At 40.8% G+C, this 23,491-nt stretch carries 13 protein-coding genes and 2 pseudogenes; 1 reads left to right on the top strand and 14 read right to left on the bottom strand.

Going from position 1 to position 23,491, the window contains the following annotated elements; genetic code table 11:
- Window positions 1–88: 88 nt before the first annotated feature.
- The 10 genes and pseudogenes from L2737_RS08050 to L2737_RS08095 form a co-directional block, all read right to left on the bottom strand.
- A complete protein-coding gene (locus L2737_RS08050; RefSeq protein WP_248955375.1) occupies window positions 89–2,341 on the bottom strand; it encodes a TonB-dependent hemoglobin/transferrin/lactoferrin family receptor in 2,253 nt (750 codons plus the stop codon).
- A gap of 440 nt (window positions 2,342–2,781) precedes the next feature.
- The gene (locus L2737_RS08055) at window positions 2,782–4,278 is read right to left on the bottom strand and encodes an efflux transporter outer membrane subunit (protein ID WP_248955376.1); all 1,497 of its coding nucleotides are present in this window, start codon (window positions 4,276–4,278) and stop codon (window positions 2,782–2,784) included.
- Complete coding sequence (locus L2737_RS08060; protein WP_248955377.1) at window positions 4,271–7,420, bottom strand: efflux RND transporter permease subunit; 3,150 nt, start codon at window positions 7,418–7,420, stop codon at window positions 4,271–4,273. The genes L2737_RS08055 and L2737_RS08060 overlap by 8 nt, the downstream gene beginning before the upstream one ends.
- Entirely contained in the window at window positions 7,420–8,643 is a 1,224-nt protein-coding gene (locus L2737_RS08065; RefSeq protein ID WP_248955378.1) for an efflux RND transporter periplasmic adaptor subunit, read from the bottom strand. The genes L2737_RS08060 and L2737_RS08065 overlap by 1 nt, the downstream gene beginning before the upstream one ends.
- 330 nt (window positions 8,644–8,973) lie before the next feature.
- Window positions 8,974–9,192, bottom strand: coding sequence for a DUF7661 family protein (locus L2737_RS08070; RefSeq protein WP_248955379.1), 219 nt, complete (start codon window positions 9,190–9,192; stop codon window positions 8,974–8,976).
- 97 nt (window positions 9,193–9,289) lie between these two features.
- Complete coding sequence (locus L2737_RS08075; protein ID WP_248955405.1) at window positions 9,290–9,457, bottom strand: hypothetical protein; 168 nt, start codon at window positions 9,455–9,457, stop codon at window positions 9,290–9,292.
- Window positions 9,454–9,738 (bottom strand): annotated as a pseudogene (locus L2737_RS08080) (transposase); the annotation flags it as partial. The gene L2737_RS08075 and the pseudogene L2737_RS08080, both read right to left, overlap by 4 nt.
- Window positions 9,739–9,965: 227 nt before the next feature.
- Window positions 9,966–13,634: a VCBS domain-containing protein gene (locus tag L2737_RS08085; protein ID WP_248955380.1), complete on the bottom strand. Its 3,669-nt coding sequence runs from the start codon at window positions 13,632–13,634 to the stop codon at window positions 9,966–9,968.
- A 65-nt stretch (window positions 13,635–13,699) separates the two neighbouring features.
- On the bottom strand, window positions 13,700–16,738 hold the full coding sequence (locus L2737_RS08090) for a TonB-dependent receptor (RefSeq protein ID WP_248955381.1): 3,039 nt from the start codon (window positions 16,736–16,738) through the stop codon (window positions 13,700–13,702).
- A 311-nt stretch (window positions 16,739–17,049) separates the two neighbouring features.
- A complete protein-coding gene (locus L2737_RS08095) occupies window positions 17,050–17,970 on the bottom strand; it encodes a polysaccharide lyase family 7 protein (RefSeq protein WP_428848382.1) in 921 nt (306 codons plus the stop codon).
- Window positions 17,971–19,235: 1,265 nt separating this feature from the next.
- Here L2737_RS08095 and L2737_RS08100 point away from each other — a divergent pair.
- Window positions 19,236–19,367 (top strand): annotated as a pseudogene (locus L2737_RS08100) (tyrosine-type recombinase/integrase); the annotation flags it as partial.
- A gap of 313 nt (window positions 19,368–19,680) precedes the next feature.
- Here the strand turns inward: L2737_RS08100 and bioD are convergent.
- From bioD to bioB, 4 genes are all read right to left on the bottom strand, one after another.
- On the bottom strand, window positions 19,681–20,355 hold the full coding sequence (gene bioD / locus L2737_RS08105) for a dethiobiotin synthase (RefSeq protein ID WP_248955402.1): 675 nt from the start codon (window positions 20,353–20,355) through the stop codon (window positions 19,681–19,683).
- 16 nt (window positions 20,356–20,371) lie between these two features.
- A complete protein-coding gene (locus L2737_RS08110) occupies window positions 20,372–21,202 on the bottom strand; it encodes a methyltransferase domain-containing protein (protein ID WP_248955383.1) in 831 nt (276 codons plus the stop codon).
- 65 nt (window positions 21,203–21,267) lie between these two features.
- A complete protein-coding gene (locus L2737_RS08115) occupies window positions 21,268–22,380 on the bottom strand; it encodes an 8-amino-7-oxononanoate synthase (protein WP_248955384.1) in 1,113 nt (370 codons plus the stop codon).
- A gap of 18 nt (window positions 22,381–22,398) precedes the next feature.
- Complete coding sequence (gene bioB, locus L2737_RS08120; RefSeq protein WP_248955385.1) at window positions 22,399–23,451, bottom strand: biotin synthase BioB; 1,053 nt, start codon at window positions 23,449–23,451, stop codon at window positions 22,399–22,401.
- Window positions 23,452–23,491: the final 40 nt, after the last annotated feature.

A 23,491-nucleotide genomic window follows, 5' to 3' on the forward strand; every position in this document is an offset into this window, starting at 1 on the left:
AAAAAGCCTAATCTAATTAAGCAAAAAGCCTTAAACTCAGTAAGAGTTTAAGGCTTTTTCAATCAATAAACCGCAATAATTCTGCGTTTTAGAAGGTGTAGTTCACTTTCACACTGAAATAACGACCTGGCTGGCTGTAGGTTTCTTCAGTCACACCTAAGTTAGACATCAAGAACTTAGATTGACCTGCCACATCGGCATAATCAATATATTCTTTGTCTAATACGTTGAATACACCTGAACGCAGTGTCCAATTATCACTCAATACAAAATTAGCGGTGATATCAACCACGGCATAACCAGCAGTATTAAATACTTCGTTAAACCCCATATCTGGCATACCAGGAATCGGTGGGAAAATATCTAACTCTGTTGTGCGGTCCATACTGTCAGCAAAACGCACTGTTAAGCCAAAGTCCATTTCTGTATTGGCAAGATGAGTATAATAATTAACCCCAACGTTGCCTTTAAGCGGACTGACTGAATTTAAATAGTCACCGTTTTGATCTTCGCCGTGGGTATAAGCAATATTACCCCAAAGTTCAATCTCATCAGTAAACCATTGACTAAATGATGCTTCAGCACCGTATAAAGTCACTTCATCATAGTTAATATATTGGTATTCAAGTGAGCGAGGCATTACACAACCTAAAGGACCGCCACAGCCAACAAATTCCCAATCAATGTAGTCATTGGCTTGAGTGTAGAAAGTGGTGAATTCATATTGAGTATCACCATGATGGCCACGTAAACCAAGCTCAATGGTATGGCTTGATTCTGACTCTAAATCATAGTTGGCTTGGATCATTACAGGGAATGGCATTTTGCCATCTTTCACTTCAAGCTCACCCCATTTTTGATCCGGCGTCGGCATTTTGTAGCCGTAAGCATATTGTGCATACACATTAACGTTTGGCGTCATGTGGTACACAAGGCCTAGCTTTGGCGACCAAAAACCATCACTCATTTCTTCGAAATCAGCTGGGTCACGGCCTGCTTCTTCAGCTTGGTTTTGATCTGGCGTGTTTTTAAAGTAGTCATAACGCAGACCTAAAATCGCGTTTAACTTGCCATCATAGAAAGTGATGTCATCTTGAATGAACGCGCCAACTCGAAGGCTTTTAGTATCAGCGAATGAGAAAGTGTCAGTATCTGAAGGTGACCAATTACCATCTTCAAAAACTTGATAATCACGTGGACGACTCATTTCTGACTGCTCAACATCAACACCGTAAATGATGTTGTGATCGTGACCCGTTAACGATAAAGACTTACTAAATGTGCTGGCGAAACCAACACGATATTCGTCAAATTGGTAGTCTCTGTGCTCGGTAATATCACGAGCACCACCTTGCGCGCCGTCGTAATAATCACGCTTTTCACTTTGGTCAGTCTTACCGTAGTACAGCACAAAGTCGACATTGTCATGGATAACACGGTCTTTAGTCGAACGAAGACGCAATGACGTGTTTAGTGACTGGGTTTGGCGATCATAATCAATCGAACTTGTGTTATCTAAGCTGTTTTCCCAACGGTCTAACTGCTGATTCATGTAATCAACAGTTAACTGCAGGTTAGTATCATCATTGAAGTGATATTTACTTTTAATGAGAAAGCTATCTGTGACTAAGTCGCTATCAGGGAGTGTTTCTGAGTAGTTTTGCTGCTCTTCACCTTCACGGCGTTGGTATGAGACTAAGTTGTCAAAGTTACCTGCACTAAAAGCACTGGTAAATCCAGCGCTGTACTCATCATTCATGCCGGTATAGCCAGCATTCGCTGAGAAGTAATAATCTTCACCACGTAAATAGTCATCAGCATCTTTAGATGTCATCACTAATACACCGCCAAGCGCATCTGAACCATACATGGTCGATGCAGCAGCCTTTAACACTTCAACTTGTTTTAAGCCTTCAACTTCAGTTAAACCACGGCCAGTACCTTCAGCACCTGGGCCTAATGGTGAAGCATATTGGTTGTTAACGCGAACACCATCTTTCACCATCATCACACGGTTACCACCAATACCACGGATTGTCACCGAGCTTGGTTTACCAGCACCGCCTTTAACATCGACTGCCGCTTCATTTCTGAATAACGTTGAAAAATCAGTGCTCATGTTACGTGCAATGGCTTCTTCATCAATCACAACGACAGAGCCCGCAACTTGATCAAGCGTTTGCTCCATACGTGAACCCGAAATAACAATCACTTCATGGAAGTTTGAGATAGATTGTTTAATCTCTTCTTGTGATACAACCTGTGACTCTGCCATTACTTGTGGCGCAAGCGCTGCGGCTACGGCGGCGCTAATTAATTTGATTGAAAGCTGCTTCATCATCGCGAACCTTAATTAAAGCTTAATAGGAATTAATCTCATCTTGAATGGCGCAGGAGTCTACCATGAAGAATATTTCACATCGGGATCACGATCCCAATATTCGTGTAATGATATAAAACCCTTATCTTTTAATAGGAACGCTGTTTCACACTTGTAAAAACATGTATTGCTAATGTTTAATTTTCACAACTTAAACAGCAAGATAAGAACAATCATTACACAAAGCGGTATTTAATTAGTCCAATTAAATGTCACAATGTTTTTATTCAGTGGCAGGTAGATGGCAGGCTTCGATGCCTTTTATAGATATATCCCCTTTGAAATTAGACGGGAGTTCGGACAGATTTTACCATTAAAAAAGGGCTCGCATTAAAATGCGAGCCCTGATGATGAATAGCGTCTGTTCAGGTATTACAATTCAACGATTCTCATGTCTAATCCTAACTAGAGTCACTTTGATTTGAACTTGAAATATCAGCTAATTCTTCTTCTGTTAACACCCCACCACCTAATGAACGATATAAGGTGATCATTGATAACAAACGGTCACGCCTCACCTGACTTAGGGTCAACTCGGCATTAAATAAACTTCGCTGGGCATCCATTAAATCTAAAGAACTAGAAACACCATTTCGATATCTCAACGTGGCTAAGCGAGTATATTCTTTTGAAGCTGCGACTAAATCTTGCTGCGCCTCGATAGCGAGTTCTGAGCGCCTGAAACTATTCATCGCATCATTCACTTCAAAATAGGCACTTAGTACCGTACTGCGATAGGCAAGATTTGCCTGTTTATATTCTTGTTGCGCAATCTCGTATTGAGCTGAAATACTACCAGCATTAAATATAGGCGCAGTAATACCACCAAGCAGCGACCATGTTAGTCCTTGGCTATCAAAAATGCTGCTGAGGTCATCTGTTTCAGTGCCGTAACTGCCGCTAATGGTAAATTGTGGGAAAAATGCAGTCTTAGCCACACCCACATTCGCATTAGCTGCAATCAATGCTTGTTCCGCTGCTTTTACATCTGGCCGTTGAGATAACATTTGCGATGGCACGCCAACCACAAAGCTATTGGGAAATAACGTTATATCTTCAAGTAGCTCATCACCTGTTTTAGCTTCTAACGGATAATTAAATTCCCCCAGTAATATTTTTAGCTGGTTAGATTTGGCTTTCCTTTCAAAATCTAAATCTGGCAAGGTCACTTTCGCGCTTTGATATTCGACTTCAGCTTGGCGTACTTGTAAGCCTGAAATCACCCCGTTCTTTTTGCGCAAACGCGATAAGTCACGCTCTTTTAAACGAATCTCAACGGTATTTAATGCAATTTGATAACGCTGTTCAATATCAAGCCACTCGTAATATCGACTAGCGACATCACTTATCAAACTAATAACTGCAAGGTTTAACGCATCTTGTGCAGACAAAAAGTTTGCGTACTCAGCTTCACTTCGGCGTCTATTGGCTCCCCAAATATCTAATTCCCACGAAACCGTGCCATCAAGATTAAACTCATTGCCATGCTCAGGATCTGTGCTAGTAATCGCACTATCAATAGCGCGCTCAGCGCCAGCTTCAAGCCCTAGTGATGGATATAGGGCAGCGCCTGTTACTGTAACCTTTGAACGAGCGGCAATTAAACGCGAGCGAACTGATTCAAGATCTAAATTTTGCGATAACGCATGCGAGATAAGTATTTGTAAGTCTGGGTCTAAATAAAACGATTTCCATTTCGATAAACCAAGATTCGTCTGTGGCTCTTGGGCTAAATCATCGTGATACTGGGTAGGCAGCTCCATCTCAGGGCGTTGATAATCTGGCCCCATCGCACAGCTTGTTAGCAATATGCTTAAACCAAGTGGAACAAAGGCTCTAACTGGTTTCTGAACAAGACCGTTTTGAACAAATATTTTTTGCACAAGTAATTTAAACACTGTCAGCCCCCTTTACATCAGTAAGCTTGTTGATGTGTTTATCTTCTGACACTTTAGACTTTAACCAACCTGCGGTGGTGACAAAAAATAGCGGCACCATCACAATACCGATACTGGTCGCAAATACCATTCCGCATAGGATTGGAATAGAAATACTTTGGCGACTGACAGCGCCCGGGCCTACTGATAACACCAGCGGTAACACGCCTAATATGAATGCCATCGAAGTCATTAAGATAGGTCTAAAACGCATGGTCGCGGCTTCTAATGCAGCATCCACTCGACTTTTACCTTCTTTATGAAGTTGATTAGCAAACTCAACAATTAAGATTGAATTTTTAGCCGCCATACCAATCAAGGCAATAAAGGCCACTTGGAAAAATAAGTTACTTTCCATGCCGCTTATCAAGGTGCCTAATGAAGCGCCTAACATCGCAATCGGTGCTATTAACAACACTGCTATAGGAATCGTCCAACTCTCATAAAGCGCGGCTAAAAATAAGAATACAAACACCATAGCCAACGATACGGCAATGCTGGTTTGGTTTGCTGATTGCACTTCCTGATAAGTAATACCTGTCCATTCGTAGCTGAACTCATTCGGTAGCATAGGTTTAGCCACCCGCTCAATGGCTTTAATTACATCACCTGATGCGTAGCCTTGTGCTGGCGTTGCGTTAACAGAGGCGCTACTGAACAAGTTATAATGGGTTACTGAAGCTGGTCCAACGGTGTAGTCATACTTAGCAAGCACACCAATAGGCACCATCGCACCAGTATTTGATCGAACGTAGTAATCTTTAATTTGTTCAGGGAATTGACGGTACTGCTCTTCAGCCTGCACTTTTACCCGATAAACACGGCCAAACAAATTAAAATCATTCACCGTTGAGGAGTCAGTAAAGGTTTTAATCGTGCTATAAATATCTGCGACATCCACTCCAATGGCCATAGCCTTAGCTTCATCTACTGTTAAATGAAGTTGCGGAATGGCACTTTGCAACGACAAACTTGCTGAGGCAATTTCAGGTTGTAACTTTAACGCTTCAACCAGTTCATCCGCCGTTTCCATTAACCCTTTAAAGTTAGTTCCTGATGTATCTTGCAGTTCCATCTCAACACCTGAGCCATTACCAAGCCCAGGCACAGCAGAAGGTAAATACAAATTAAATTCAGCTTCTAGCACCTTATGTAATGAAATGCGAATATCTTTCATCACTTTTTGTACTGTGGCATCACTTTCAGCCCTGTCCGCCCAAGGCTTTAAAATAACTTCAAATTGACCATTAGCCTGGTTAGAACCTGAGCGTTTATTTTCGCCCGCTAAGGTAAATGAATATGCAATTGCAGGATGGGATAACACATGAGCTTCAGCTTTTTTCAGCACAGCTTGCGAGCGGTTAACCGTTGCACCATTTGGCAAGGTCATATCAATAAAGAATCGGCCTTGATCTTCATCAGGCATAAAGCTTGAGGGCAGCGACGACATAATGAAATAAACACCACCGACCATTAATGCAAACAAGAAATAACTGCGCTTTGCATGTTTTGTGGTCAGCGCGACTAGAGCACTGTATTTGCTGGTACTGATATCCAGTTTATCGTTCATCCATTTGAAAAAGCCGCTCGTGGCTTTATCACCCGGTTTTAGCAATAATGCACATAAGGCAGGCGACAGGGTTAACGCCACGACGGTTGAAATGAGCACTGCGACGGTAATCGCAACCGCAAACTCACGGTACATAATGCCAGTGATACCTGACAAAAATGACACTGGCACAAATACAGCGGCGAGCACTAAACTGGTAGCAACTAATGCTCCTGATAGCTCTTTCATTGCCACTTTTGTGGCTTCGACAGAAGACATACCATTTTCATTCATTAAGCGTTCAACATTTTCAACCACCACAATGGCATCATCAACTACGATACCAATCGCAAGCACTAATGCCAGTAAACTCACTGTGTTAATCGTAAAACCAAACGCCAACATCGCTGCTAACGTACCAATCAAAGAAACAGGCACCGCAATAGCTGGGATCAATGTTGCGCGGACATTTTGTAAAAATAAAAACACCACTAGAATCACTAGAATCAACGCTTCTACCAGTGTTTTAACCACTTCATCTATTGAGTTTTCGATAAACACAGAAGCATCAAAAAAGACTTCCCAGTTCATGCCTTGGGGGAATTTTTCTGCCAGCTTTGCCATTTCAGCTTTTACGTTTTTTGTCACTTCTAACGCATTAGCACCCGGTAATAAGTACACCTGTAAAATGGTCGCATTAGCGCCATTTAACTGCGATTGTAATGTGTAAGATGAGGAGCCTAATTCGATTTGAGCAATATCACGTAAACGGATAATTGAGCCATCGTTATTTGCTCGCACAATGATTTCTTTAAATTGCGGCACACTGCTCATACGACCTGCCGCAGTAATCGGCAATGTCATGCTAAGTGAGTCACTGTTAGGTTGTGAGCCAATAGAGCCAGCTGGTGATTCTTTATTTTGCGCTTTGATTGCACTTATCACATCGGCAGTTGTTAAACTGTAGCCAGCCATCATGTCAGGCCTTAGCCATACTCGCATTGAGTAACTTCTTGCACCTGTGTTTCTCACTCGGCCAACACCTGGGATCCGCTTAAGTGCTGATTCGATGTTAATGGTGCCGTAGTTACTGAGATAAATTTCATCAAAGCGTTCATCACTTGACGTTAGTGCAAGCTTTAATAGCTCAACTGAAGCTTCTTTAGAAACCGAAACACCTTCGGTTTGTACGTCAATCGGCAAACTTCCTGTAGCCTGTTGCGTTGAGTTTTGTACATCAACAGCAGCAAGATCGGGATTAGTCCCCACGTCAAAAGTAATGGTGACATTGGCGCTACCTGAGTTGGTGCTTTTTGAACTCATGTAAATCATATTCGGCAAGCCGTTTAGCTCTTGTTCAAGCGGCGTTGCGACAGATTCTGCTGCAGTGGTTGATGTTGCTCCGGGGTATGACGCTGATACTTTGACTTGCGGCGGCGTAATGTAGGGATACTGATCAATTGGTAGCTGAAACATGGCAATAAGCCCAAGTAACACGATAACAATTGAAATCACGCAAGCATAAACAGGTCGATTAACAAAGAACTGAGCCATCAGTTTTGCTCCTGTTCTTGTTCTAACTCCTGCTGCTTAAGCGCCTGTTCTTTAAGAATCACATCTTCTTTCTTATGATATTCCTCTGCTGTTAATGGCTCAGCTAATTGACCATGGCGAACACGGTGCATGCCTTCAACAATCACTAACTCCCCTGCTTTTAAGCCACTTTTAACCACAACGCCCATTTCGCCTTGATGCTCAATCACAATAAATCGACGTTCCACTTTATTGTCTGGTAGAACGACCATCACGTAGACACCGCCCTGCTCCACTTGCGTGGCTTTTTGAGGGATGACGATGGCATTGTTCACTTCGTTGAGTTTAATGCGCACATTAGTATATTGGCCCGGAAGCAACTCTCTATCAGGGTTGGGTAATTCGGCTCTGACTTGGAATGTACCGGTTTCTGGGTTGACTGAAGGATCAGTAAAACCAACATCGCCTAAAAAACGGTATTGACTATTATCAGGCAGTGTAATTCTCACAAAGCCCTCAACTGCTTTACCTTCAGCTTCTGCTTCTTGCTGTGCAGAATAACTGGTCATACGACGGCGGGCATTAAGGTAATCCAGCGCCGACATATTAAACGTCACATAAATTGGATTGACTTGTTTTACGCGAGTCAATAATGACTGGCCGCTGCTACCGACTAACGCGCCAATATCCACTTCAGAACGACTAACAAGCCCAGATATTGGCGAGCGGATTTCGGTATAACTAAGTTCAAGTTCAGCTTCTTCTAATTCAGCTTTACTGGCTGCTAAACTTGATCTTGCTTGTGACAATATCGATATCGCATTATCAAAATCTAGCTGACTGGTGGCATCTTGCTCATAAAGAGGCTTTAACCGCTCAACATCACGTTTAGATTTATCTAGCACTGATTGTTGCGACTCAACATTAGCTTTTAATCTATTAACCACAGCAAGATAAGGTCTATTATCGATGGAATATAACAGCGCACCTTCTTTCACAGCGCTGCCTTCAATGAAGCTTTTTCCTTCTACAAAACCGTCAACACGGGCTCTAACCTCGACATCTAAAGAAGCTTTCGTTACCCCGACATAATTACCATATAAAGGCACAGTCGCGGTATTCACTTGCTCTACTACCACTAATTTAGGGGTTATTTGAGGAGCTGGCTTTTCACAGCCCGATAAAGATGCTGCTGTAATAATAACTGCGAGTGAAATTGTTGGAGGAGTGAAAAACGATGCCATAGCTATCCCTAAATCCTTGATGGTGAGTGCTAATCCATTACTTGCTTTTTGTCCATAAAAACACAATAAAACAGCATGAGGTTACAGTTACACTTTTATAACAGTGTAAGTTCAATTATCTAACACATCAAGGAATGGATAGGATTAGTTTTTACAGCAAGCACAGGGAGTTAGCGACTTTGTCTACAATGGAAGAATAAAATAATGCTACTGGCTAGAAACATCATTTATCCAAGGTAAATATGCTTAAGCCGTAGAATTAGTTAGCGCAATGAAGTTTATTATAATAGGTTCGCAGTTGAGGCATATTCTCAAAACAAAACGACTAGTTCAGTTCAGTCGAGTCACATCAGTGTTATCGTCTCTGGCACTTTCGTGAAAAATATCCCCTAAATAAGTCGCAAGCTCATGTTCTGATAATTCACTCGGGATCACAACATCATATACCCGAGTGCGTAACCCAGTATTTGACTCTATAAATAACAGCCATTCGCCGTTTTGTCTATTAACCGACATCGACTTACCAAAGACATCAAATTTTAACAACATATCACCTCTTTAAACTCAATGAGAAATGATCCAATGACTAATGACTAATGACTAATAAAATAGTGTCAAAAAGTCCTAATTTATAAACCTTTAACCTCTAAATACTGTGCAGCCTCTTTCGCTGTTGCAGAAGCGAAGTTTGGCACATAACCCAAAAAGGACCACTCATTAATTCTGTTAAACTTGCTAAATTCTCTTTTATTTCGCTCATGTCTGCATCGACTTGATTCGCCACCCAGCCCGCAATTTTAAGTCCGTCTGCCACTGGAACAGCACCTCTTTATCTGTCCAGAGCTTCGCTTTTTCAGCGTCAACTTTTAACAGCACATATAAATGGTTACTCATCACTGCATAAGCACAAATATCAATCGCAAAAATGGTCGCCAATTCTACAATACATGAATCAACCCACTCTCGGCGATGCTAAAAATTTTTACCTGTCGATTTATCAAAACCACACAAAAACGCCTTACGTACCACACGCGAACAACAGTGGTAGTAAGGGGTATCTTCTAAGCTCACGAGGGTTTGTCTTGGTCTAGCCATCTTCAAATACCATTTTGAAAGGGTAAATAAAGCCTAGTTAAGCGGTGAATATTTAGCCAATTAGAATGGGTGGCCATATTATTTGCTAAAAGTGAGCTGTGAGATTAGAAAATGTATGGTAATAAATTAAATTTTACACTGACCCAACATATTCAAAACCCCGATAATCAGCTAGACTATCGGGGTTTTATTATTTACAGCTTTCAGTTAAAGCTCAAATTAAAGTCTTATTCGACAGCAACAACCGCTTCAGATGTTGACGAATTATAAAGTGAAGCTGCATTATCTGTATCGAGTGAATCACCATCTGCATATTTCTCAAAGTCATCAGTGAACACTTCTGTTGTGCCAGCTGTATCAGAGTAGATTGTAAAGTTATCTACAGAGACAATACCAGTCGCTTCTCTTACACCTGAGTTATCACCAAACCTAACAGATACATGTGTAACACCGCCAAATGAGCTGTTATCAGGAGTAAAACCAGCAGTCGTCAAGCGAACCCCGTCTATTTCAACTGTAACTAATGGATTAACCGTAGTATCACCACCAGGGTATTCCCAAGTCACCACAACGTTCATAAATTGGTCAAGTACATGAGTAGCGACAGAAGTATCAACGTCACTTGGACTACGAACACTAAAACTGTCATCTTTGATACGAAGGTCTAAAATAGCCCCATCATTATTTGTATCAGAGTTAAACAACGTAATGAATGCATCTCCATCACCAAGGTCATCATCTAAACGTTTTATTGCAACTTCAAATCGACCTGCCGCTAATGGACCATTAGTATCAAGGGCATAACGTAACTCGCCGGTATCATCAGTTGTATCAGTAATTGCAGCAAATTTATTACCAGCCGTTCCAGGACCGCCCACAGGAGGAATCGTTTCTACTGTTGCTTCTGAGGTACTGCTATTATAAGGCGAAGCAGCATTATCAGTATCAAGCGAGTCGCCATCTGCATATTTCTCAAAGTCATCATTGAAAACTTCTGTTGTGCCCGCGGTATCAGCGAAGATCACTAAATCATCAACAGTAAACTTACCAGTAGCTGCTCTCACCCCACTATTGTCACCAAATCTAAAGGAAACATGAGTAACACCACCAAATGATTGGTTATCAGGAGTAAAACCTTCAGCAACAAAGCTTACGCCATCCACTTCAACTGTAACCAATGGGTTAACCGCAGTATCATCACCAGGGTATTCCCAAGTAATAACTACATCCATGAATGTGTCTAACATAACCGTAGCGACTGACGCATCAATGTCACTTGGACTACGAACACCAAAACTGTCATCTTTGATACGTAGGTCTAAAATAGCACCATCATTATTTGTATTAGAGTTAAACAATGTAATGAATGCATCTCCATCACCAAGGTTATCGTCAAGACGCTTGACTTTTACCTCAACTCTACCAGCAGAAAGAGGTCCATTGTCGCCAAGTGCGTAACGAAGTTCTCCTGTATCGTCTGAGGTATCGATAATAACGGCAACATTGTTAGCACCTGTATTAACAACAATAGTACCTGTAATTGTGATTATTAATTCAGCAGTAGTACCATCAAAAGATTCAATGGTAAAGGTATCGATTTCATTATCACCCACAACAAGTGCAGCAATAGTAGGATCAGTGGTATCAAGGGTATAAGTCCATGAACCATCATCTAATATTGATAATGTACCGTATGTACCCATTAAGGATGACTGAACAATAGAATCTTCGCCACCATCTGGGTCTAGTACACTGACTACACCTGTTGCCGTTGCCTCATCACTTGCAATTCTTCCAGTTAAATCAAAAAATGCCGCTGGCGTATTTTCTACTGTGCCGTCACCAGCATCAAATACGATAACTTCTGAGTAAATAGCTACGCCATACTTGCTGCCTGTACCATCTAAAGTTTCGCCTGCATCATAAACTTCAAAGTCATCTGAAAATATACTAGTTGTGCCAGCGGTATCAGAGAAGACCTCGATGTTATCAACATAAAAAGAACCAAAAGGAATCGTTCTATCATTATCACCGAATCTAAATTGGATAGCTTTCACACCATCAGCGAACCACTGGTCTAAGCCAGTATAATCAGAGTCAACAACCGCTGCAGTAGAGAAAGAACCGCCACCAATCACTTCACCATCAATAGTCACGGTAATTTGTTCTGTTGCGTCTAAGTCCCATGTGATTTCTACATCATAAAACTGGTCTTCAACAAATGGTGCAGTGATTAAATTTCCAGGGTAAGCGTCACTGTCAGTATTTCGAACAAAGAAACGTGGATCAATTATAGTGCCGTCGCCTCCAGTTTGAGTTCCTTGAATACGTAAATCCATTAACGCTTCACTAGAACTACCAGAAGAACCATAAAGCGTAATATAAGCATCTTTAATATTTCCATCACTACCAAGCGCAACCTCTTTAGTGAAAGAAGCACTTAGTTTACCTTGACGAAGGTTATCAACGCTAAATCTAAGCTCACCCGTATCGCCGCCTGTATCGCTTATTTTTACAATCTGAGTAAGCGAAGCAACACGAATATCAATGTAAGCAGTGGTACCGTCAATAGAAGCGATAGTGATTGAATCTCTTACAGAATTACCTAACTCAAGGCTAGCCACTGTTTCGTTTGCAATATTAACTGTATACGACCAGCTACCGTTAGCGCTGATACTAAATGTACCATAATCAAGTGCTACATCAGTTTGCGCAACAAAAGCTTCTTCTTGAAAGTTTGGATCAATAATGGTTAATGAACCAGTTAATGGATCCGTAGTAGTATGCTGAACAGTACCACCCAATTCTCCTTCGATGATTGCAGCAACAGGGTCATTGTTATAACCCACAGACGCGCCAATGACGTCAAGTAACGCCTCATCAACTGAATCAGCAACTTGTGAAGTCGTTTGCAAATTAATTTGTGCTGTCTCAAGTGTATCTAAAGACTCTTCAGAAAAAGAACCATCAGCGACGTCACTAGCAAGATCTTGCATAACGGTAGATAAATCTGCGTCTGCGTTGTCTGCATCAACTTGTGATAGTAGTGCTAGCACAGAACCATATCTATCAGCATCTTCAGCACCATCAGCACCAAGTTCAACAGTACCAACTAAAGTAGGAAGCACTTCTGTTGTATCAAAACGAATACCAAAACGAGCATTAATTATTTCAGCTTCGTCAGCAAACTGGTTTAAATCACTACCCGCGTTTTGAACGGCCATTTCGGTTAAAGGAGAAACAACATAGGTAGGTGGTGGTAGTATAGTTTCCACACCATTTTCATCAGTCTGAACAATATTTTCAACTACATTCACTACAGATCTTAGTTGAGGAGCATCTAAGGTTAAACCTGTTGATTCATCTGCATAAGTACCGCCAGTACATGTAATTAAACCTGTACCTTCGAAGTGTACGTCGCTAAATGTAACACCACCTGAAACATCAGAGGTTGCAGCAGCTTGTGCAGGAAGAACCGCAGCACCACTATCATCAACTTCAAATATGTCACAAGTTGCACCATCAATAGGGCCCTTAATAATGCTAGCAGAAACATTTAAGGTTGGATTGATAGTAGGTGTAGATGCACCAACACCTTCGGTAAAACCTGCCTCATCAGTATAATTAGCAGAAACAGAAATGACTGAACCTTCATCGGCTTCAGTAATGGTGATGGATGTACCAATAACACCTGTTGACCATACGTAAGTAAGTGTATCAGCTATAATTCCGTCAGCATCAGTAGCTGCTGCAGAGATTGTTTCGCCAGCGATAAAATTGCTTCCGGTTATTGCTATACTACCGCGAGTATTTCCATCTAGTTCAGCACCGTCATCACCGCCACAACCTAATAGACCTGTCGCAATGATGAGCGGTATAAAGGATTTATTATTCATTTTTATGACTCCAAAAAAGATTCTTTTTCCAAATTTAGCTTGTTTTATTTAAGTACTAGACTTGGCTAGTACTTAAAGCTGACACCTGCAAACAGGCGAGGACCGTAATCACTTACTTGACCTAAGTTACCTTGGGTATAGAAGTCATCACTGCGAGGCTCACTGAACAAGTTAATTGCTGAAACTTTAATACGAACGTGTTGATTGATTTTGTAAGCAGCACGAGCTTCCCAAATACCTGCCTCATCAACATAACGCAGTCTTGTGCCGTTAGAAGTGTATGGTTGGAAGTATTCACTACGATACTTGTAGATAAGAGCAGTATCAAAACCGCCTATTTGATAGTAAATCTGTCCATTGAATACATGTTCAGAAAACCCAGGTACTGAGGCAGGAGGAACAATACCTACGGTATCCTGAATAGCAACACCATCTAAATCAGTAGTAAAGGTACTACCGTAGTTACTATCTTCAAACTCATAGGTTGTATCTGCATAGTTATAACCAAGCTTCACACCAATGCCTAAGTCCCAACGATAGGAGAATGTCGCTTCAAAACCATAAAGGTCACTATTTTCGTCAGTAGTGACTGAATTAGTAATAGGTAAAGAAACTTCTACACCGTCAACGATAAAATTCTCTAACTGTGTTTGCTGTTGGTAACCGCCATTGAATTGCTTGTAGTAAACACCTAACGCTACCATAGAGTCATCGCTTGGATACCATTCAAAAGCAGCGTCATAGTTCCATGACATTAATGGTTGAAGATCAGGATTACCTGAACCATTAACACCAACCAACAAATCTTCAACTGATTCAGGGTCATCCGAGTCATCGGTTACGAATGTGCGGCTATAACCTAGATCAGATGGATCTGCACGTGACATACCTCGGTAAATACCGGCCCTTAGGAGAATATCGTCACTATAATCAACGACTAAGTTAAAGCTTGGTAGTACTTCAGTGTAATCACCACCACCAACAATCTTTTCAATACTTCCGTCTGGTACTAATTCGACGATACCTGTCGCCGGATCAGTGACAACGTCGAAACCTTCTCTAAAGCCAATAGAGGTAATGTCAGAGTTCACTACACGAACACCAAAGTTACCACGAATAAATTTACCAAACATTTCAGTGTCGTAATTAAGCATGGCGTAAGCAGAGATAGTTTCTTCTGTTACGTCAATAGTACCCGCATTCTCGTATGTAACCTCTGGGTATGCGAATTCGCCGCCTTGTGATGCTGCTACTGCTTGAGAGAAACACTCGTTATTGTAAGTTGCCCACGAAGCGCCTGTACCGCTTTCTACAACATTACCTGAACTGTCAACATGGGTGATAATATCACCGTCAGAAACACTAGATAAAAAATCAGTCTCAGGGAAGGCTATTTGGCAACCTTCAAGTACGTCGATGGCCGATGTTGCAGATTCATCTAAATTAAATGTCGTTCTTGAGCCATTACCGTTCGTGCCACCAAATTGAACAAATGTTAGCTCAGAAACGCGAACGCCAGCTTGAACGCTACTGAAAAAATCACCGTCTAGAATATAATCAATATCAAGGCGTGCACCCATAATTTCGTTGTCGCGGACATTTTCTCTGTCGATACGAGTACGAAGGCTATCAGTAAAATTGGAAATATCAGTCACATCAAAATCAGTAACTGTGAAATGAGGAATATGTTCACCTAAATCCCAAGAAAAGAAAGGACGAGAGCTCGTTCTTCCTCGGTTTGTTATTTGTAGTTCTTCACGGCTAGTTTTAGAATAGCCAAGGTCAAGACTAATCTTTAGATCATCAGAGAAAAAATGTTCAACGTTCAAGCCATATCCACGATAATTTTCTTCACGCGAAAATTGCTCGCCCGCAGATTCGATACGTTCTTCACCTTCCCAATGTAGAATACCGCCAACATCGTTTGTGATCAGATTTTGTCCCGTTACACCCGGTGTAACGCGCTTTTGTAAGAAAATTAAATCATGACGCGCTTCTGCTTGGGTACGATCTGAAATTTGCGCGTCAAAATTGATATCCCATTTATTTGAGGGTTGGTATTGTAGAGCAAAGAATAAAGCATCTCTTTCATCAGATGTTTCATTTTGACGGAAGCTTCGGCTTGAGCCAGTCCATGCGTATTCTCTGCCATCATCTACTGCAAGACCGGTTTCTGGATCAATTTCATTATTATAACCTTGGTTATTCGAGCCAACAATTTCATCTTCACAATCGCCCGCTTCACTGCGGAAAAAGCCAGTATTGGTATCGGTTGGATCATTCAAACATGCCCACAAAGATGAACCCGTTGGGCTTGAGCTTCTATATTCAGCTTCTGGCTGGCTAATATCTTGACGCTGAAAACCCACACTTAAACCAAATGCTTGGCCGTTATCAAACTCAAATTGATCAACATAACTTAGTGTTCCACGGTAGCCCAAATCATCTTGAAGTGAATTGTCAACGTTTGCTTGGTCTGGGTTGTAGTTAGCTTTTACTTCAGCCTGAAAACGTTGCTTACCAAAATCTAAAGGCTTAAGTGTCTCCAGGGTAATAACACCGGCAACACCACCTTCAATCATGGAAGCGTCTTGTGTTTTATAAATAGCTACTTTCTGCATCAACTCTGATGGGAACTGAGAAAAGTTAACTGAACGGTCACCACTACCATTGGTCGCTTCACGGCCATTGATGTTAGTGGCACTTAAGAATGGGCCTAAACCACGAATACTGATTTCAGTAGCACCACCATTTTCACGGTGAGATGATGCACCCGTTAATGTTTCTAGCGCCTCACCAATTGAAAGTGCAGGTAAATCACCAATATCTGAAGCAGATAAACCGTCAACAACCGTGGTAGATTCACGCTTTATTGCAATTTGGTCTTGAATTGTTCTACGTGTACCAGTAACTACAACAACTTCTATATCATCATCAACTTTATCTAGATTTTCAGTTTCTGCTTCTTGTGCTATTGCCGAAAATGCAAAAGAACTGGTTAAAGAAGTAAATGCAGCAAGCTTCATCCATTTTGCTATAGGTGAAAGCTTGAACTTCCCTATTTTATGGATGGGTTTTGTTTTTTTACTTATTTTCGTCGACATACCGTACTTCCCCTTAGTATTTTAATAAGCATGTTAATGCCATATATTGGTATATTTTTTATTGCTAGCAGGTTACTGCCATTAAAGTCTTATATTTATTATTGCAAGCAGATTACTGCCATTAAATTCTTATATTTATTATTGCAATCAGGTTACTGCTATTAAATTCTTATATTTAAATTAGAGTTATATTAATTTCAACAGACGAAACCCAAACAAAAGTTTTAACCTATTAATTTAAATAAAAATATAACCAATAATTGTAGTTACGAATTACGAGTTACGAATTTTAAATTGATGTGTTAAATGCGCTAAAACTTATAACCTTTATGCATGTTGTGGATATGATAAAAAGTGGCTTGCACATAATCACCTTCGGCGCCGCCATTGTTTTGGTTATAAACACCCGCTTTAAAGTACATATACTGGTTACTAGCACTGTAACCACTATCTTTCATATCGTAGTACTTAGTAATATTAGGCTTACCTTCCCTGATTATAGTGACGAACAACACTTCATCTTCGACGGAAATTTTATAAGAGAATTTTTCGTTTAAGGCGATGCCGTCATCAGGGTCTGACAAAGTATGTGAACGTGAGCCAATCATATTTATCCAAATATCATCACCATCATTTATTTCATGGGCAAAATAAATAGCCCCTTTCGAGTTGGCTGGTAATTTTCGATAATATAAACGAATAGGTTCGTCATCCGTCGCGTGAATTTGCCCGATGACCACGCGTCCAACCTTTTTTTTATCACCTGTGGTAGATACTCGGTTTATTGCCAGCGTCCCTTCCAAACTGCCTTCAACACCCCCAGACTTAGCTTTCGCCGAACCATGCGCATTGCTGAAAACCCAGTTATTTTTAGTCAGGCCACGAGTTTTAATTCTGCTATTACCTCTACGTAGCATTTCGCGTAGTTCGGTTCTCGCATATTTTGTATTTTTTGAGGTCTTGGCACCTACGTTTGGGCAAGCGAATACCAAACCACCATCATCTGCTGTATAAAAAAATGGCTTTAAGTTAAAGCCTTTACCTAATGATTTCTCATAGACGGTATCAGCTTTTTTATCTTTGTTGAGATCGGTTGGCAAGGTTAACGACCAATCGAGTAAGTCAAAATTTTCACCTGGCTTTTTAAGCGGATCGAGTTTTGACAAATCCCCCAGTAAAACACCTTCAGCAAGACTAGTGTGTGACTTAGGAATAAGCGTATTATCCTCAATCTCCTGAGCATTGAGTGATGCGCTAAAAACAGTTAAAGCAAAAACTAGCACAGCGAAAACGTCACACATTTTCTTTTGAATATGTCGGTAAGAGTTATATGTGTTGATATTGGAATCCTTTATAATTTACGATCTCTTTGTTGAATATGATCGTGTATTGTTCGGCTTAACTATTTTCATAGCTTACTTAGAATACCTATATGCGCAGCATGAAGTGACGCACCTACACATGAACTTAACTAACCCTGAAAAACGTAATAAAAATAGGTAAGACTTTGCTTCTAATTAACACCAAAAATTATCTAATTTCGTTTTAAAAATAAGCAGAACTCTTTGTTGTATATGATCAAAGAGCTATGATTAATTGTTACGCACAGAATCACACACAACCCACCTAACACAACCACATACTTAACAACCTGTTCACACCTGTAACTTTGTGTTAAACAAAATATAACCAACACAACATATCATTGTCAACCAAAATAGTGCCGCAAGCATTACCAAAAACCAGAATTGGTAGTAACAAGGGGGTAAAAAAGACTAACGCATTGGCTTGACACATTTTTCACAAAACAAAAAGAAAATGATAAACAGAAACTTATAGGAGGAACGAGCTGTTATTGTTGAATGGTTTTTATATTCACTACCAATGGATATGACAACATTACCAAATAACAGAACAAAGTTAGTCAGTGACTCAGCTGTATCCTAAATTCACAAAAGTTTATTACCAATTCTCAATATAGGTATTACCAATAGGTAGTGTAATGAGATTACAGTTCAGAACTAATATGCAGATTATAAGCTGTACGATAATTCGTATTGATTGTGATTTATCATTAATGCTCTTGTTGAACGAAGCTGCGCTGTCAGGCGCATTAGTGCTTATTTCGATGCATGTCCTGATAACCTTTCAATCGATGATTTGAAGCGCTACTTTGCCAGTTTGATTGAGTCACATTCATGGAGCACCGTGAAACTTGACCGTAATGGGTTGCACAATCACTTGTAAATAAGTCTATCGATATGTCCTTGACCAGCACTGGCAGTGGCTTAATATTGTTAAGCCGCCACAAGTCCATAGACTGCCTGATATTCTTACGCCCACAGAAGTCTCTATCGTTATTAGTCTTACTCATAAGCTTCGATATCAAGTGTGTTTTCACACCTAATACTGTATGGGGTTGCGCCTCGGTGAGGCTATTTCACTTCAGGTTGGTGACATCGATTCACAGGTGATGCAGGTGCACATTCGTAACGCCAAAGGTGGGCATGATATAAGGACCGTACAAGAACTACTTGGGCATAATGATGTAAAAACAATCCAAATATATACCCATGTTGCAGGCTTACACCAAACAGGTGTTTTAAGCCCTATGGATATAAAGTGCTAAATGTAAAAAGTGATTAACTTTGAATGCGATTGACTTTTAATGCGCTAGGGCCTGTTGATCTTTCGAGGTTGTTTTTGCAGCGAATTGTTGGTCATTTGTACAAGGCAGAGACTTTGTGGTGTAGTTATTCTACATAAAAAGTTGATAACGCAGTAAAAAGGACCAACAAACGCTGCCCGAAGGGTTCGACTAAAAGCGTTTTACTCTTTGTTGAATGCATCTTTGTGAATAAAAGGTGCTTAGATGACTAGGCATCAATTCATTCGCCTCGATTAAAACGCTTTTATTTCGAACAAAACTTAACCAGCAAAGATCAACAGGCCTTAGTAAAGCGAATAGATTGAGCAGCTTGTTTTGCGGTTGGGTTAGATAAGTGAGGGACATAACCCATAAACTCAGAGGTCATTATTTGTGTTAACGTCGCGAGGTTTTCATCTTGATATGCCATGTCAGGGTCCACTTGATTCGCAACCCACCCCACGATGGTTAATCCATCAGCCAATATCGCTTCTTGGGTTAATAAAGCATGATTAAGGCAACCTAACTTCATGCCAACCACCAAAATAATACCGACTTGATGTTGTGTTGCTAAAAATTTAGCACTGTCAGATAAGTACTCGCCATTGCCTAGCGGTAAACGCCAGCCACCAGCGCCTTCGATTAATCCAAAATCAGCCTTTTCAAGCTCAGTTAGTGGTAAGGAGTCCACTACACCTTGTGCCGTCAACGCTAGCCCTTGTTGCTTAGCCGCAATATGCGGTGCAATAGCTGGCTTAAATGCAACGGGGTTGATTTGCTGATAATCAAGCTTGATATTTGACTCTGCAATTAGTGCCAAGGCATCGCTATTTCTCAGGCCGTTTTCGGTTTGTTCACAACCAGAAGCGATGGGTTTAACACCAATTTTAGTGCCTTCTGCCGCATGTAATAATGCTGACGACACTAAGGTTTTTCCGCTATCGGTATCAGTGCCTGTGATGAAATAAATCATTGCAATAAACCTTCTATTTTTTTGTTAACTGCAAATAGGTAATTTGGTAAGTCAGTGGAATACCTTCTGCTTGCCTCATCTTTTCAGCATGTTGCTTTAATGCTAACCAATCTTTACGGCCACGAAGCGTTACTCTTTCTACTGCTGTGCTGCTTATATTAGAGCTGTTTGTATAAGAACTGGTTTTATTAGAACTGTTTTTTTCAGAACCGTTATTATGCGAGTTTTCTTGATGAGATTTAACCGAAGCACCGACACCTTTTATTGAATAAAGCATCGTTCGTAAATCATTAAAATAGAGCGATTCACTGCATTCATTAACTGAATCAACTTGCCAATATTGGCTATCGATTGCTGCTGTTATTTGTTCAACGGTTCGAAAAGCGTTGTGCCCTAACCCCAATGTTTCAAGCTCAGGTAAACTGCCACTGGTAACAATACTGATTAAGCATGTGGCTTTAGGTTTTAATACTCGATGAAATTCGTTAAATACTGCCGTTAAGTCACCGCACCATTGCAATACTAGATTTGAATATAGCCCATCAAATTGTTGCTGAGATAAAGGTAAGTTAGCGGCATCGGCGCACAAGGTAAGATATGAAGGAAAAGACTGGTTTACTACTGCCAGCATTTGCTCTGATAAATCCACCGCAGTCACTTTGGTAATGTCTTGTCCGTACGCAGTGAAATCGGTGCCAGGTCCGCAGCCAATATCAACAAGACTGCCTTTAAGCGCCGCTTTATTTAATAATTTTTCAGCGGTGATCCGCTGCAACACATCATGTTGTTTATAAGTTGTCGCTGCCTGAGAAAACTTCACTGCCACAGGGTTATTTGAGTTCATTCACGCTCTCGAAACGATACATTTATCATAAAAGTATGCTTATATCATAAAAGTATGCTTAAAAATTAAATTAAGGTGGCTATTACACAAACCAATTCAGCAATATCATGCTGACTATGCTGCGCGTTAATTGTAATGCGAAGCCTTGCTTGCCCTGCGGGTACTGTCGGTGGCCTTATCGCCCCAACTGCAAAGCCTAAATCAAAAAGTTTGCTCGCTATTAACACTGTCTTATTACTATCACCAATGAGAACAGGTTGAATAGCAGTGGTTGAATCGGTGAGTTCAATATTGTTTTTGCCACAAGCCTGCCTAAATTCGGCAATATTGGCATTAAGAGCTGCAAGCCTTTGTGGTTGTTCTTGGGTTAATTTTACTGCGGCTAGTGCTAAATATGCACTGGCAGGTGATAACGCTGTTGAATAGATATATTGGCGAGACTGAGCAACCATAAAATCAATCACTGCTTTGGGACCTAATATGGCTGCGCCCTGACAACCAAGTGCTTTACCAAATGTCACCACTTGGATATCGCAAAACTTACCATTGGCTTGAGTTGGCGTGACCCCAAAGCCATGGGCATCATCAACCACAAGCAAACTATTATACTGCTGACACAAAAGCTGTAACGACTTTAATGGTGCTTTATCACCATCCATGCTGAAGACACTTTCGGTAATAACCACGCTATCGGGATTGCGTTCGAGTAGCTGCTTGGCATGATCTAAATCGTTATGTTTAAAGCGTTTAAAGACTGCCCCGCTATCTCTTACTCCATCAATGATTGATGCGTGAATAAGCTTATCGGCAATCACCACATTATTTGCATCAAATAGAGTTTTAATTAACGCTTGATTAGCGCTGAAGCCTGAGCAAAAAAGTAGCCCCGCTTCGTGTCCTGTGAGTTCACATAAGCTTTGTTCTAATTGAAGATGTGCTTGGCTATAACCTGATACTAACGGTGAGGCTTTACTGCCTACGCCATAGATTGTTGCCCCTTGTGTAAGGGCATCAACCATTTCATTGGCACTCGCTAATCCTAGGTAATCATTATGGCTAAAATCGATAACGCTTGGATTGCTATTGTCGTGAGACAATTTACGCTTTCTGAGTAAGCCATCATTATTCAGTTGCTGCATTCGCTGACTGATTTTATCTAAGATTGGATGACTTACCATATCAAAACCTATTAACGATTAAATTGCGCCAGCATCAAAAAACTGTTGAGTTGCTTTATCTTTTTTGGCATTTGCTTTGGCAAGTAAAGCACTGTCTGAGTCGATATCAGCAGATGGGCCTTGCTCTGGATGTAACCCCAAGCGTTTGAATAAAGTCATATCATCGTTTTCTTCAGGATTTGGTGTTGTCAGTAACTTACATCCGTAAAAGATCGAGTTTGCACCAGCAAAGAAACACATAGATTGCAGTTCATCGGTCATGTTCTCACGACCTGCAGATAAACGTACACGAGATTTAGGCATGATGATGCGCGCCACTGCAATCGTGCGCACAAATTCAAGTGGGTCTAAATCATCAATTTTTTCAAATGGTGTGCCTGCTACTTTAACAAGCATGTTAATAGGTACTGAATCTGGATGTTGTTCAAGGTTAGCCAGTTGCTGTAATAACCCTGCTCGGTCTGTTGCTTTTTCACCCATACCCACAATACCCCCTGAACACACTTTCATGCCTGAGGCACGTACATTCGATAAGGTATCAATACGGTTTTGGTATGTACGAGTCGTGATAACGTCGCCGTAGTACTCAGGCGATGTGTCTAAATTATGGTTGTAGTAGTCAAGACCTGCACTAGCTAATTCATCAGCTTGATCAGGTGACAACATGCCTAAGGTCATGCAGGTTTCCATGCCTAACGCACGAACATCTTTCACCATTTGAGTTAAATATGGCATGTCACGTTCACGCGGGTTACGCCAAGCTGCTCCCATACAAAAACGTGATGCCCCTGCAGCTTTGGCACTTTTCGCTTCGGTAATCACTTTTTCGATTTCCAGTAAACGTTCTTTTTCAAGACCAGTATCGTAGCGCGCACTTTGTGGGCAGTATTTACAATCTTCAGGACAAGCACCGGTTTTAATCGACAATAAACGACTAATTTGCACTTCGTTAGGATCAAAGGTTTCACGATGAATACTGTGAGCTTTAAACAGTAAATCATTCATTGGTAAAGCAAATAGTGCTTCAATTTCTGCTTTAGTCCAGTCGTGACGGATCGCTGACGATGACATGATTAATCCTTTTTTATTCATTTTATATTCACTTTATATT

Source organism: Shewanella electrodiphila (assembly GCF_023283985.1).
Lineage (GTDB): Bacteria > Pseudomonadota > Gammaproteobacteria > Enterobacterales > Shewanellaceae > Shewanella > Shewanella electrodiphila.

Bases quoted from the DNA above. Each gene is read 5' to 3' on its own strand.
- L2737_RS08050 (WP_248955375.1), bottom strand. From the start codon at position 2,341: ATGATGAAGCAGCTTTCAATCAAATTAATTAGCGCCGCCGTAGCCGCA.
- L2737_RS08060 (WP_248955377.1), bottom strand. From the start codon at position 7,420: ATGGCTCAGTTCTTTGTTAATCGACCTGTTTATGCTTGCGTGATTTCA.
- L2737_RS08065 (WP_248955378.1), bottom strand. From the start codon at position 8,643: ATGGCATCGTTTTTCACTCCTCCAACAATTTCACTCGCAGTTATTATT.
- L2737_RS08070 (WP_248955379.1), bottom strand. From the start codon at position 9,192: ATGTTGTTAAAATTTGATGTCTTTGGTAAGTCGATGTCGGTTAATAGA.
- L2737_RS08085 (WP_248955380.1), bottom strand. From the start codon at position 13,634: ATGAATAATAAATCCTTTATACCGCTCATCATTGCGACAGGTCTATTA.
- L2737_RS08090 (WP_248955381.1), bottom strand. From the start codon at position 16,738: ATGTCGACGAAAATAAGTAAAAAAACAAAACCCATCCATAAAATAGGG.
- L2737_RS08110 (WP_248955383.1), bottom strand. From the start codon at position 21,202: ATGAACTCAAATAACCCTGTGGCAGTGAAGTTTTCTCAGGCAGCGACA.
- L2737_RS08115 (WP_248955384.1), bottom strand. From the start codon at position 22,380: ATGGTAAGTCATCCAATCTTAGATAAAATCAGTCAGCGAATGCAGCAA.
- bioB (WP_248955385.1), bottom strand. From the start codon at position 23,451: ATGTCATCGTCAGCGATCCGTCACGACTGGACTAAAGCAGAAATTGAA.